Raw genomic sequence first — 12,839 nt, 5'->3', positions numbered from 1 at the left:
CTTTCTATATTATATGTATTAAATGGAGGGTGCTTAAATGGTTTTAAATAGTAATCAGATTCAGGAAATTATTCCTCATCGTTATCCATTTTTATTAGTTGATCGTATAGATGAATTAGAACCTGGTAAGAGAGCATTAGGGACGAAATGTGTTTCTGCAAATGAAATGCAATTCATGGGACATTTTCCGCAACAACATGTGATGCCTGGGGTTCTTATTATTGAGGCCCTTGCTCAAGTAGGGGCAGTTGCCATCTTAAGTTTGGAAGCTAATAAGGGGAAAATTGCCTATTTTGCAGGTATTAAAACGGCGAAGTTCCGTCAAAAGGTTGTTCCTGGAGATGTGTTGACTCTAGAAACTGAACTAGTTAAAGTGAAGGGGAGTATTGGAGTCGGTAAAGCAATTGCAACTTTAAATGGTAAGGTTGCTGTAGAGGCCGAACTAACATTTGCGATTGGATAATAAAATAAAAAACTGTTTTAAAGCGGGTGATTTGTCCATGCTTTGAAACAGTTTTTTTATGAGTTTTTAATAGTTAGTATTCGTAACTGATGATAAGAATGATTTTTGAATCTATTTAAAAGGGAAAGTTACTAACTCTGAAAGTCGTCTTTTATTAATGGATTCTTTATGACGCATAGGTGTAGGCTAATGTTTGGACATAATTTTAAAAAAACAATGATTATAAATTCGTTATTCCTTTTTAATCCTGCTATAATAAAGGAAATGGAAAAAAAGTAGGTGTAACAATGTCATTAGCATATGGTTTATTATTAATAGTATTTATTTTTATTGTACTATTTTACTATCTTATTCAGTCTAAAAAGTTAAATTTTCAAGGAAAAGACCGTTGGGTACAATTAGCAATCGTTTTTAATATCATAATCACTCTTTTGTTAATAATAAGCGGAGGGATAGGAATAATCACGTATTTGTTTATTGTTTTATTATTAGGAAGTGGAGGGTTTTACTATCTGTATAAAATTAAATATGAGAAAATTGGTTTTATAGGGAGTTTGTTTTGCTCTTTCTTTTTGTTTGTTTTTTTAGTTTTACAGCTTTGGATTTACGGTGTGGGGATTTAAGTTAACCGCAATTAAATGTATAAAAAAGGTAAAAGGATGATGCGCGTATCTTGCATACGATATTTTTAAAATTGGCATACTATTATTAGACTATTAATAAAGAGGAAATGATGATCCTGTTAGGAGACTTTAGTACCTTTCTGTTTATTAGTAAAGTAAATTCAATTTTGGAAATGGGTGAAAATATGAAGCATAGACTTTTAATACCACTGTTACTGTTTGTTATAGTGTCCATTCCGAATCTGATTGTTGATGCCGAAGATAGTAATCATGAAGCACGATTAAAAATGTATAAGGATTATGAATTGGCATCAGGGGTTCCATGGTATGAAATCGCGGCTATCGATCAATATGAAAGAAATACATATAAATTTAAAGAGGGATCAGATAAGTTGAAGTATGATACCATTTCTATTTTTATTACAAATGAGCGATGGTCTGGTCCTGAAAATCCTTACTATTATGATAATGATAGTTATACGATTAACTTGTTTGGGGGAATTGGAAAAGACGGAAATGGGGACGGGGTTGCTGATATTAATAATGAGGAAGATGTGATGTATACGATGGTTGAGTACATCAGATCATTTGATACATTTAAAGAAGCCTTGAACTCTTATTATCAACAGGATCAGGCGGTTAAAATTATTGAAGAAATTGCACAGCTTTTCAAACATTTTGATACTATCGTATTAGATAAGCGATGCCTTCCAGTTTCTAAAAGATATAGTTATAGTTTTCAAGATAATTATGGTACTGCTCGAAGTTGGGGAGGTGCTCGGTCTCATGAGGGAATTGACATCTTTGCAAATTATTCAACTCCCGTTTTAGCAACTGCATATGGAGTGGTAGAAATAATGGGATGGAATGATTATGGTGGCTATCGTATAGGTATTCGTGATATTTATAATACTTATCAATACTATGCTCATTTACAAGGTTATGAAGGCGATTTGAAGGAGGGGGATATCGTAGAACCGGGGCAAGTTATTGGATATGTTGGAAGTACAGGATATGGTAAAGAAGGGACGAGTGGGAAGTTTCCACCTCACTTACACTTTGGATTATATAAATATGATGGACGCTGTGAGTGGGCATTTAATCCTTATCCGCATTTAAGACGTTGGGAAAAAGAAGAACAGTAAGTAAATGAGGCCTCTCATAGTGATATGGGAGGCTCTTTTTAGATAATATTTCTAGGGATAAATGTTGTTTATGAGTTAATAAAAGTGGGGATAAAAGCTATTATTCTAATAAAATATAAATTTTTAAAAAAACTTTATAAAAAGTGTTGACCTTTAATGGGGGACATGGTATTATAAATGTGTGCTCAGGGATGAGCTAAAAAAACAAACGGAGTAGTACTCAAGTGGCTGAAGAGGTGCCCCTGCTAAGGGTATAGGTCGGGCAACCGGCGCGAGGGTTCAAATCCCTCCTGCTCCGCCATAATAAAAAATGTTGTATGGCCCGTTGGTGAAGCGGTTTAACACACATGCCTTTCACGCATGCATACACGGGTTCGAATCCCGTACGGGTCACCATTTAATAAAAGGTCCAGTGGTGTAGCGGTTAACATGCCTGCCTGTCACGCAGGAGATCGCGGGTTCGATTCCCGTCTGGACCGCCATTTATTCGGGAAGTGGCTCAGCTTGGTAGAGCACCTGGTTTGGGACCAGGGGGTCGCAGGTTCGAATCCTGTCTTCCCGACCATATATAAGCGGGTGTAGTTTAATGGTAGAACTTCAGCCTTCCAAGCTGACTGTGAGAGTTCGATTCTCTTCACCCGCTCCAATTTTTTTGGTGAAATGCCGTTAAAAAGCCATGATAGGCGGTCGTGGCGGAATGGTAGACGCGCCAGCTTGAGGGGCTGGTAGGAGCAATCCTGTGGAGGTTCGAGTCCTCTCGGCCGCACCATAAAAACAACTAGAAAAGCGCCCATAGCTCAATTGGATAGAGCGTTTGACTACGGATCAAAAGGTTAGGGGTTCGACTCCTCTTGGGCGCGCCATAATAAAGATAACAGTAAGAGTTTGTAAGAACTCTTTTTTTGTTTTTATAAATAAAAATATTTGCTGAGAGAAGAAAAATATTTAGAAATTAATATCATTCGTAAAAAGAGACATTAAACTTATAATTTATTGAATATAAATAAATAGGTTCTTTGTCAAATAGTGTGGGTGAATAAAATCTATACATATAATCGGGAGGAATTAGGCTATTCTTTAGGGTTCTTTGTCAAATAGTGTTGCTGATTAATTTGTAACCTGTTACAACGAAAATTCAAATCGAAATCCTAGTAGCTATGCTGCTAGGATTTTCGTTTTAGGCTTTGTTAGATTTTGAACCATGAGAATACGAGATTTAAAGTGATAGAAACTACGATATCCAAAGGCAATACGCTTAATGACCTTAATTTTATTATTAATTCCTTCGATGGGACCATTTGTGTAATGAGTTGAGAGTGTATTTTTAATATAGGATTGATAAGTTTTAAAGGTTTGGAAAGCCGTTTGAAACTCAGGAGAAACAAGCGGATGTTCCGTTTCGAGTAAATGATTAAATCGTTTTAAGTTTTTTGTCTGAAGAGCGAAAAGTAACTCTTGATATAAATCATAGGTTGCTTTTAATTCAGGAGATAAATCAAGTAGAAAGTTTAAGATATCAATTTCACGCATGGGTTGTTTAAAGCAGTAAACTGATCGATAAGTGGTGGTATTAAGTAAAGCGTGAGATTTTAAAAATAAGCGCCAATAACGTTTGAATTTACGACCATGCTTTTTGAACTTTTTCATGAATCGGATTCGAGTTTTGTTCAGTGCACGAGAGAGATGTTGAACGAGATGAAATTTATCAATGATAATTTGGGCATGAGGAAAAAGATCCTTAATGAGGCTGATGTAAGGAGCGTACATATCAATCACAATATTTTTTACTCGATGACGTGCTTCCTTTGTGTATCGTTTAAAATAAGCTTGAAGGGAGTTTAAACGACGATCTTCAACGATATCGATGATTTGTTTTGAGTCAGCATCGCAAAAAATAAAAGACATATGCCCCTCAGCAGACTTAACGGATTTAAATTCATCAAAACAGAGATTTTCAGGTAAATAATTAAGGTTTAAGGTTTGAGATTCATAAAAGCTATGGATGATTCGATTGACGGTTGAATGAGAGACCTGATGGCGACGTGCGATATCACATTCAGAAATTTTATTTTGGGCCTCTAAAGCAATGGCGTGTTTCGTATGATAAGAAATGTAACAGTTCTTTTCAACAATTGAAGTACTTAGTGTAAAAGTAGACTGGCAATGCCCACAATAATAACGCTGTTTTTTTAGGTCTAAGTAGGTATCGTGAAGAGAGACTTTTGGAATGACAATTCGAGAGGTTTTAAATCCATGCTTCTTAAATTTTGAATCAAATAGGGTTCCGCATTTTTGACAATGAGTCGGTTGATACGTAAGAATACCTTTAAAGATAAAGCTAGTAATTCCGTTCAACTTCACTTCCTCAAGATAATCTTCTGAAAATGTAATATTTTTATCTTTAATATTTAAAAGTTTTCTAGTAAAATATGAGTGAGACATTAAATCTTATCCTTTCAATATTGTTTTAGTCGATAACATTGTAACAGGATTGAGACTTGAAGTCTCTTTTTTTTTATCCTATGAAAAAAGTGCTGCTTAATCAGCAACACTAAATATTATAGAACCTTCTTTAGATGGTTTGATTCCTCTTCTTTTTTTGTTCAAAAGTGTATTTATGAATAATCAAAATTCTTGCTTTGAAATGGTAGAAACTACGGTATCCAAAAGCGATTCGCTTAATGACTTTGATATTGTTGTTAATTCCTTCGAGTACTCCATTGGTATAAGGAGTTTCAATTGTATTTTTGACATAGTCTTGATAATGAGTGAGTGTTTTTAAAGCTGTTTTCATTTCGTGTGAAAGCAGATCAGAGGGGTGTTGAATGGCATGATGAAATATTTCAAGGTTACGAAGTTTAATAGCCTGTTGGACAGTTTGGTAGAAATCATAAGTCTCCTTTAGTTCAGGGTCTAGGGCTAATAAAAAGTCAATAATTTCTTGTTGAGAGATCATCTTTTTGAAGCAGTTGGAATAGAAGTAATGAGTGGCATTAAGATCTTCTTGGGCTTTTAAGAGAAGTCGCCAATAATGTTTGAATTTATTATAAAACTCTTTATTTTGATTCATGAAACGAATGCGTGTTTTATTAAGAGCACGAGAGACTAGTTGAACGATATGAAATTTATCTAAAACAATCTTAGCCTTAGGGAATACCTCTTTAATGAGTGTCATATAAGGGGCGTACATGTCAATGACGACGTGGGTTACACCTTCACGAGCTGCTTTAGAAAATCGCATAAAATAAGTCCTTAGTGTACTTAAGCGACGGTCTTCAACGATATCAATTAGCTTTCCATTGGACGCATCACAAAAAATGAAGGACATTGCTCCGTTCCCTACCAATGGAGGATACATGCTTCGCATGGCAGGTGACCCTCGGCCGATTTAACCGACTTAAACTCGTCAAAACAAAGAACTTTTGGGAGAGAATTAAAGGGAAGCGGCTGTTCTTCATAGGAAGAATGAATGACGCGGTTAACGGTTGAATGAGAAACGTTAAGCTCACGTGCAATATCTGTTTCGGATTTCTTATGACTAGCTTCTAAAAAGATGGCTTGTTTTACGGGAGTGGAAATAAAACAATTAGGGTTAACAAGAGATGTTTCTAGGGTAAATGTTCGGTCACAATGACGGCATTTATAACGTTGTTTTTTTAAGTCTAGATAAGCATCAAATCCGGAAATTTTGACTAGCTTAATACGTGAAGTTTTGAAGCCGTGTTTAATGATATTTGAGTCAAAAGAATGACCACAGTGGTAGCAATGAGTCGGTTGAAAAGAAAGAGTCCCTAAAATAAGTTTAGAACGAACATTCTTAATCTGAGTTTCCTGGATACAATTTTCTGAAAAAGTAATATTTTTATCTTTTAAATCAAGTAAAGTTGAGATACAATTAGTATGAGACATAAAACCAATCCTTTCGTGTTGTTTTAGCCGATTACATTGTATAGGATTTTGGGGACTATGTCTCTTTTTTTTGTCTCAATATTTATGGCAATCAAAAAGGTGTGAGTAATCCCACCCACACCAAAAATTATAGAACCAATAAATATTGATTGAAGATGGAGCTTTTGAATTTCCTATTTTAGAGATAGAAAGAGGAGGGGCGGAATCACGATTTATATGGTTGTTATGCGATTATCTATACGAGCGAGAGATCAGTAAAATAATTGACTGTGTTTTTCAAAAAAAAATATTGACATGAAATGTGAACTATGATAGTATAATTCATGTTCTTGGTCCAGTGGTGTAGCGGTTAACATGCCTGCCTGTCACGCAGGAGATCGCGGGTTCGATTCCCGTCTGGACCGCCATATTATATGGCCCGTTGGTGAAGCGGTTTAACACACATGCCTTTCACGCATGCATACACGGGTTCGAATCCCGTACGGGTCACCATTTAATTTTTTAATAGGATAATTATTTTATTAAATTATTTAGTGGTTAGAAAAAAGTTAAAAAGTGTTTGACAGAAGTTGTTGAACATGATAAACTAGAAAAGTCGCCAAGAGAGGTGGACAAGAAATCTTACAAAAAAAGATAAAAAAACATTTGACAGAAAAAGTCGAATGTGGTAAGATAAAGAAGTCGCCAAAAGGCGAGAGAAGTTCTTTGAAAACTAAACAGAACGTCAAGAATCATGAGCGAAAGAAATTTCGCAAGCTAAGGAAACAAACAATTATGGAGAGTTTGATCCTGGCTCAGGATGAACGCTGGCGGCGTGCCTAATACATGCAAGTCGAGCGAACCACTTCGGTGGGAAGCGGCGAACGGGTGAGTAACACGTAGGTGATCTGCCCATCAGACGGGGACAACGATTGGAAACGATCGCTAATACCGGATAGGACGAAAGTTTAAAGATGCTCCTGGCATCACTGATGGATGAGCCTGCGGCGCATTAGCTAGTTGGTGGGGTAAAGGCCTACCAAGGCGACGATGCGTAGCCGACCTGAGAGGGTGAACGGCCACACTGGGACTGAGACACGGCCCAGACTCCTACGGGAGGCAGCAGTAGGGAATCTTCGGCAATGGGCGAAAGCCTGACCGAGCAACGCCGCGTGAATGAAGAAGGCCTTCGGGTTGTAAAATTCTGTTATAAGGGAAGAAAGGTGATAGGAGGAAATGACTATCAATTGACGGTACCTTATGAGAAAGCCACGGCTAACTACGTGCCAGCAGCCGCGGTAATACGTAGGTGGCAAGCGTTATCCGGAATTATTGGGCGTAAAGAGCGCGCAGGTGGTTAATTAAGTCTGATGTGAAAGCCCACGGCTTAACCGTGGAGGGTCATTGGAAACTGGTTGACTTGAGTGCAGAAGAGGGAAGTGGAATTCCATGTGTAGCGGTGAAATGCGTAGAGATATGGAGGAACACCAGTGGCGAAGGCGGCTTCCTGGTCTGCAACTGACACTGAGGCGCGAAAGCGTGGGGAGCAAACAGGATTAGATACCCTGGTAGTCCACGCCGTAAACGATGAGTGCTAAGTGTTGGGGGTCGAACCTCAGTGCTGAAGTTAACGCATTAAGCACTCCGCCTGGGGAGTACGGTCGCAAGACTGAAACTCAAAGGAATTGACGGGGACCCGCACAAGCGGTGGAGCATGTGGTTTAATTCGAAGCAACGCGAAGAACCTTACCAGGTCTTGACATACCATTGACGCCTCTAGAGATAGAGGGTTTCCTTCGGGGACAATGGATACAGGTGGTGCATGGTTGTCGTCAGCTCGTGTCGTGAGATGTTGGGTTAAGTCCCGCAACGAGCGCAACCCCTGTCGTTAGTTGCCAGCAGTAAGATGGGGACTCTAACGAGACTGCCAGTGACAAACTGGAGGAAGGTGGGGATGACGTCAAATCATCATGCCCCTTATGACCTGGGCTACACACGTGCTACAATGGTTGGTACAAAGAGAAGCGAAGCGGTGACGTGGAGCAAACCTCATAAAGCCAATCTCAGTTCGGATTGTAGGCTGCAACTCGCCTACATGAAGTTGGAATCGCTAGTAATCGCGAATCAGAATGTCGCGGTGAATACGTTCCCGGGTCTTGTACACACCGCCCGTCACACCACGAGAGTTTACAACACCCGAAGTCAGTGGCCTAACCGCAAGGAGGGAGCTGCCTAAGGTGGGGTAGATGATTGGGGTGAAGTCGTAACAAGGTATCCCTACCGGAAGGTGGGGATGGATCACCTCCTTTCTATGGAGAAAGAGACGTTCTGTTTAGTTTTGGGAGAATTTCGATTTTCCTAGAATTGATCTTTGAAAACTAGATATCTTCTGAAGAAGAAAAGTTAAGTAATAAAGGGCGCACGGAGGATGCCTAGGCACTAGGAGTCGAAGAAGGACGCGACAAACGGCGAAACGCCTCGGGGAGCTGTAAGTAAGCAAAGAGCCGGGGATATCCGAATGGGGAAACCCGCTAGTGGTCATACGCTAGCACCGTATGGTGAATCAATAGCCATAGAGGAGACAGACCCAGGGAACTGAAACATCTAAGTACCTGGAGGAAAAGAAAGAAACATCGATTCCCCAAGTAGCGGCGAGCGAACAGGGAGGAGCCCAAACCGGAGTAATCCGGGGTAGAAGGACCTTCAGAAATGACTGAACATGATAGCCGAATGGTCTGGGAAGGCCAACCGGAGGGGGTGAGAGTCCCGTAGGTGAAATTGTGTGAAGCAGGGAAGGGATCCTGAGTACGGCGGGACACGAGAAATCCCGTCGGAAGCAACGAGGACCATCTCGTAAGGCTAAATACTACCTAGTGACCGATAGTGAACCAGTACCGTGAGGGAAAGGTGAAAAGAACCCCGGAAGGGGAGTGAAAGAGAACCTGAAACCGTGTGCCTACAACTAGTCAGAGCCCGTTAAAGGGTGATGGCGTGCCTTTTGTAGAATGAACCGGCGAGTTACGATATCGTGCAAGGTTAAGTTGAAGAGACGGAGCCGAAGCGAAAGCGAGTCTGAATAGGGCGAGGAGTACGATGTTGTAGACCCGAAACCGTGTGAGCTAGCCATGAGCAGGCTGAAGGTCAGGTAACACTGACTGGAGGGCCGAACCAGGGCACGTTGAAAAGTGCTTGGATGACTTGTGGCTAGGGGTGAAATTCCAATCGAACACGGATATAGCTGGTTCTCTCCGAAATAGCTTTAGGGCTAGCCTCGATAAGAGTCTACTGGAGGTAGAGCACTGAATGGGTGATGGCCCCACCTCGGGGTACTGATCTCAATCAAACTCCGAATGCCAGATAGATATGATCGGGAGTCAGACTGTGGGTGATAAGGTCCATGGTCAAAAGGGAAAGAGCCCAGACCGCCAGCTAAGGCCCCCAAGTGTCCGTTAAGTGGAAAAGGATGTGGAGATGCACAGACAACTAGGAGGTTGGCTTAGAAGCAGCCATCCTTTAAAGAGTGCGTAATAGCTCACTAGTCGAGTGACTCTGCGCCGAAAATGTACCGGGGCTAAACGGACCGCCGAAGCTGCGGATTGACACGAAGTGTCAGTGGTAGGAGAGCGTTCTAACAGCGGAGAAGCAGTACCGGAAGGAGCTGTGGAGCGGTTAGAAGTGAGAATGCCGGTGTGAGTAGCGAAAGATAGGTGAGAATCCTATCCATCGAAAGCCTAAGGTTTCCAGGGGAAGGCTCGTCCGCCCTGGGTAAGTCGGGACCTAAGGTGAGGCCGAAAGGCGTAGCCGATGGACAACAGGTAGAGATTCCTGTACCACTTAATAAACTGAAGGAGTGACGGAGAAGGCTAAGTTGAGCGTGTGAATGGATTCACGTGTAAGCAGTGAGGTGGTCATGTAGGCAAATCCGCATGGCGAAACATTGAGCTGTGATGCCGAAAGCCCGAAAGGGTGAAGTCAGCTGATGTCACGCTTCCAAGAAAAGCTTCTAGGGATAATTTATTAGGTGCCCGTACCGATAACCGACACAGGTAGGCGAGGAGAGAATCCTAAGATGAGCGAGAGAACTCTTGTTAAGGAACTCGGCAAAATGACCCCGTAACTTCGGGAGAAGGGGTGCTTGTGAAAGCAAGCCGCAGTGAAAAGGCCCAGGCGACTGTTTATCAAAAACACAGGTCTCTGCTAAACCGCAAGGTGATGTATAGGGGCTGACGCCTGCCCGGTGCTGGAAGGTTAAGAGGAGAGGTTAGCGCAAGCGAAGCTTTGAATTGAAGCCCCAGTAAACGGCGGCCGTAACTATAACGGTCCTAAGGTAGCGAAATTCCTTGTCGGGTAAGTTCCGACCCGCACGAAAGGCGTAACGATCTGGGCGCTGTCTCAACAAGAGACTCGGTGAAATCATAGTACCTGTGAAGATGCAGGTTACCCGCGACAGGACGGAAAGACCCCGTGGAGCTTTACTGTAGCTTGATATTGAGCACTGGTGACACATGTACAGGATAGGTAGGAGACGAAGAGACCAGGACGCCAGTCTTGGAGGAGTCGCTGTTGGGATACTACCCTTGTGTTACTGGGGTTCTAACCCGTGGCCATGAGCTGGTCAGGGGACAGTGTCAGGTGGGCAGTTTGACTGGGGCGGTCGCCTCCCAAAGAGTAACGGAGGCGCCCAAAGGTTCCCTCAGAATGGTTGGAAATCATTCGAAGAGTGTAAAGGCAGAAGGGAGCTTGACTGCGAGACCAACAAGTCGAGCAGGGACGAAAGTCGGGCTTAGTGATCCGGCGGTACCGAATGGAAGGGCCGTCGCTCAACGGATAAAAGCTACCCCGGGGATAACAGGCTGATCTCCCCCAAGAGTTCACATCGACGGGGAGGTTTGGCACCTCGATGTCGGCTCATCGCATCCTGGGGCTGTAGTCGGTCCCAAGGGTTGGGCTGTTCGCCCATTAAAGCGGTACGCGAGCTGGGTTCAGAACGTCGTGAGACAGTTCGGTCCCTATCCGTCGTGGGCGTAGGAAATTTGAGAGGAGCTGTCCTTAGTACGAGAGGACCGGGATGGACACACCGCTGGTGTACCAGTTGTTCTGCCAGGAGCATAGCTGGGTAGCTACGTGTGGAAGGGATAAACGCTGAAAGCATCTAAGCGTGAAGCCCCCCTCAAGATGAGATTTCCCATTCGAAAGAAGTAAGATCCCTTGAAGACGACGAGGTAGATAGGTCAGGAGTGGAAGTTTGGTGACAGATGAAGCGGACTGATACTAATCGATCGAGGACTTAACTAAATAGGAAAGGCAAAAACGAGCGATTATCACAGGCAGAAAGTGAAAAGAACTGAGGAATCACGAAGGTGATGAACAGTTATTGAACTTTACCACTGTGATGCGAGAGTTGCCGGACAAGAAGAAGTAAGCAGAAGATATCTAGTTTTGTGAGATTGATAAGATCTGACAGAAGGTCTAGTGATAAGGGCAAGGAGGGCACACCTGTTCCCATACCGAACACAGAAGTTAAGCTCCTTAGCGCCGAGGGTAGTACGCAAGTGCGAGAGTAGGACGTCGCTAGGCCATAAAAAAACGCGGGTGTAGTTTAATGGTAGAACTTCAGCCTTCCAAGCTGACTGTGAGAGTTCGATTCTCTTCACCCGCTCCAAATAGCCAATCAACATCCTTTGGGATGTTTTTTTTGTTTTGTAGTCCCTATTACTACTTTATTTCATATAGTATCTTGTAATAAAGTAAAGGTAGGGATAGAAAATGAACTTTTTAGCTATTCTATTATTTTCCGCATCGGTTACCTGTGATAATCTCATAATAGGTTTAAGCTATGGTGCAAGAAAAATAAAAATTTGCTTTTTAAGCAATTTAATTGTTGGTTTGATTTCATGCCTAGGTACCCTAGGTGGAATGTATATAGGTAATTTATTTGATGGATTTTGTGTTGGTTCGATTGCCCAGTATATAGGTAGTGCCTTACTATTTTTATTTGGTATTTATATGTTTTATCAGTCATTCAGGAAGCATTTAAAAACTAAAAATGATCGCGAAATCTTAGATGATGCTGCCAATGTTGCTGAACAATTTGATATGGATCATTCTAAATCTATCGATTTACGGGAAGCGTGCATGCTAGGTTTTTTTCTATGTATAAATAATTTTGGACTTGGGATCGGCGCTGCTCTTACAGGCCTTAATATTTATTTGACATCAATAACCTGTCTGATTTTAAGTATATTTTTTATCGAACTAGGATGCCGATTAACATACAATTTGTTGAGCCAAAATACTGTTAAGTATGCCGAATACGTTGCGAGTATTATGATTATTTTATTAGCTTTATATCAGTTAATTTCTTGAACGATTAAACAGGCGAGAATTAAATTAAATCCTGTGGATATAAGTAGCTGTATTTCCCCCTTATCCACAGGAATTTTTTATTTGTTGTCGATTAAATATAGGATGGTACATAATTATCTTAGAGATTTTCTTTATACGTCCATAGTTAGCTGTTCTTCTATAGAGGGACAGAGTACAATGAAAAGGGTTTCTAATTTAAGGTGTCTATTATTTAATTAAAGTTTTTTATTATACCCATCGGTTTAATTGTTAACCTTTATAAATAGAAAAATAAATAATTTTTAGATAGCTACATCGTGTTACCAACAGGATAGAACATTTAGAATGCTGTCGTTTTCTATCATTTTTCAGTGC

At 41.2% G+C, this 12,839-nt stretch carries 7 protein-coding genes, 10 tRNA genes and 3 rRNA genes; 17 read left to right on the top strand and 3 right to left on the bottom strand.

Features of this window, described 5'->3' with window-relative positions:
- Positions 1-37: 37 nt before the first annotated feature.
- From fabZ to VXM77_RS10855, 10 genes are all read left to right on the top strand, one after another.
- Positions 38-463: a 3-hydroxyacyl-ACP dehydratase FabZ gene (gene fabZ, locus VXM77_RS10900; protein WP_161832710.1), complete on the top strand. Its 426-nt coding sequence runs from the start codon at positions 38-40 to the stop codon at positions 461-463.
- A 287-nt stretch (positions 464-750) separates the two neighbouring features.
- Positions 751-1,086 (top strand): hypothetical protein, encoded by a 336-nt coding sequence (locus VXM77_RS10895; RefSeq protein WP_161832709.1) that lies wholly within the window; start codon positions 751-753, stop codon positions 1,084-1,086.
- A gap of 185 nt (positions 1,087-1,271) precedes the next feature.
- The gene (locus VXM77_RS10890; protein WP_161832708.1) at positions 1,272-2,231 is read left to right on the top strand and encodes a M23 family metallopeptidase; all 960 of its coding nucleotides are present in this window, start codon (positions 1,272-1,274) and stop codon (positions 2,229-2,231) included.
- Between the two features lie 210 nt (positions 2,232-2,441).
- Positions 2,442-2,532 (top strand) — tRNA-Ser (locus VXM77_RS10885).
- Between the two features lie 18 nt (positions 2,533-2,550).
- Positions 2,551-2,627 (top strand) — tRNA-Glu (locus tag VXM77_RS10880).
- Positions 2,628-2,637: 10 nt separating this feature from the next.
- Positions 2,638-2,713, top strand: a tRNA-Asp gene (locus VXM77_RS10875).
- Between the two features lie 6 nt (positions 2,714-2,719).
- Positions 2,720-2,796: transfer RNA gene (locus VXM77_RS10870), tRNA-Pro, on the top strand.
- A gap of 7 nt (positions 2,797-2,803) precedes the next feature.
- Positions 2,804-2,877, top strand: a tRNA-Gly gene (locus VXM77_RS10865).
- Positions 2,878-2,914: 37 nt separating this feature from the next.
- Positions 2,915-3,000, top strand: a tRNA-Leu gene (locus VXM77_RS10860).
- Between the two features lie 17 nt (positions 3,001-3,017).
- Positions 3,018-3,094: transfer RNA gene (locus VXM77_RS10855), tRNA-Arg, on the top strand.
- A 292-nt stretch (positions 3,095-3,386) separates the two neighbouring features.
- Here the strand turns inward: VXM77_RS10855 and VXM77_RS10850 are convergent.
- The 3 genes from VXM77_RS10850 to VXM77_RS10840 all read right to left on the bottom strand — a co-directional run bounded on the left by VXM77_RS10850 (position 3,387) and on the right by VXM77_RS10840 (position 6,140).
- On the bottom strand, positions 3,387-4,673 hold the full coding sequence (locus VXM77_RS10850) for an ISL3 family transposase (protein ID WP_289461271.1): 1,287 nt from the start codon (positions 4,671-4,673) through the stop codon (positions 3,387-3,389).
- 130 nt (positions 4,674-4,803) lie between these two features.
- Entirely contained in the window at positions 4,804-5,598 is a 795-nt protein-coding gene (locus VXM77_RS10845) for an ISL3 family transposase (RefSeq protein ID WP_338506342.1), read from the bottom strand.
- Positions 5,571-6,140 (bottom strand): transposase family protein, encoded by a 570-nt coding sequence (locus VXM77_RS10840; RefSeq protein ID WP_338506340.1) that lies wholly within the window; start codon positions 6,138-6,140, stop codon positions 5,571-5,573. The genes VXM77_RS10845 and VXM77_RS10840 overlap by 28 nt, the downstream gene beginning before the upstream one ends.
- Positions 6,141-6,471: 331 nt before the next feature.
- On the opposite strand from VXM77_RS10840, the gene VXM77_RS10835 reads away from it, so the two are divergent.
- The 7 genes from VXM77_RS10835 to ytaF all read left to right on the top strand — a co-directional run bounded on the left by VXM77_RS10835 (position 6,472) and on the right by ytaF (position 12,485).
- Positions 6,472-6,547 (top strand) — tRNA-Asp (locus VXM77_RS10835).
- Positions 6,548-6,555: 8 nt separating this feature from the next.
- Positions 6,556-6,632: transfer RNA gene (locus VXM77_RS10830), tRNA-Glu, on the top strand.
- Positions 6,633-6,911: 279 nt separating this feature from the next.
- Positions 6,912-8,428: ribosomal RNA gene (locus tag VXM77_RS10825) — 16S ribosomal RNA — on the top strand.
- 92 nt (positions 8,429-8,520) lie between these two features.
- A 23S ribosomal RNA gene (locus VXM77_RS10820) occupies positions 8,521-11,414 on the top strand.
- A gap of 173 nt (positions 11,415-11,587) precedes the next feature.
- Positions 11,588-11,696, top strand: a 5S ribosomal RNA gene (gene rrf, locus VXM77_RS10815).
- The 16S, 23S and 5S rRNA genes sit together here with 3 tRNA genes alongside, the layout of an rRNA operon.
- A gap of 11 nt (positions 11,697-11,707) precedes the next feature.
- Positions 11,708-11,781, top strand: a tRNA-Gly gene (locus VXM77_RS10810).
- Between the two features lie 104 nt (positions 11,782-11,885).
- Positions 11,886-12,485, top strand: coding sequence for a sporulation membrane protein YtaF (ytaF, locus tag VXM77_RS10805; protein ID WP_338506339.1), 600 nt, complete (start codon positions 11,886-11,888; stop codon positions 12,483-12,485).
- Positions 12,486-12,839: the final 354 nt, after the last annotated feature.

The organism is Turicibacter sp. KK003 (assembly GCF_037014675.1).
Classification (GTDB): domain Bacteria; phylum Bacillota_I; class Bacilli_A; order MOL361; family Turicibacteraceae; genus Turicibacter; species Turicibacter faecis.
The sequence above is the reverse complement of the archived record's forward strand: the minus strand, read 5'-3'. Positions and strand labels throughout refer to the sequence as shown.

What these genes read in the sequence shown, in the direction of transcription:
- fabZ (WP_161832710.1), top strand. Translation starts at nt 38, where the DNA reads ATGGTTTTAAATAGTAATCAGATTCAGGAAATTATTCCTCATCGTTAT.
- VXM77_RS10895 (WP_161832709.1), top strand. Translation starts at nt 751, where the DNA reads ATGTCATTAGCATATGGTTTATTATTAATAGTATTTATTTTTATTGTA.
- VXM77_RS10890 (WP_161832708.1), top strand. Translation starts at nt 1,272, where the DNA reads ATGAAGCATAGACTTTTAATACCACTGTTACTGTTTGTTATAGTGTCC.
- VXM77_RS10850 (WP_289461271.1), bottom strand. Translation starts at nt 4,673, where the DNA reads ATGTCTCACTCATATTTTACTAGAAAACTTTTAAATATTAAAGATAAA.
- VXM77_RS10845 (WP_338506342.1), bottom strand. Translation starts at nt 5,598, where the DNA reads ATGCGAAGCATGTATCCTCCATTGGTAGGGAACGGAGCAATGTCCTTC.
- VXM77_RS10840 (WP_338506340.1), bottom strand. Translation starts at nt 6,140, where the DNA reads ATGTCTCATACTAATTGTATCTCAACTTTACTTGATTTAAAAGATAAA.
- ytaF (WP_338506339.1), top strand. Translation starts at nt 11,886, where the DNA reads ATGAACTTTTTAGCTATTCTATTATTTTCCGCATCGGTTACCTGTGAT.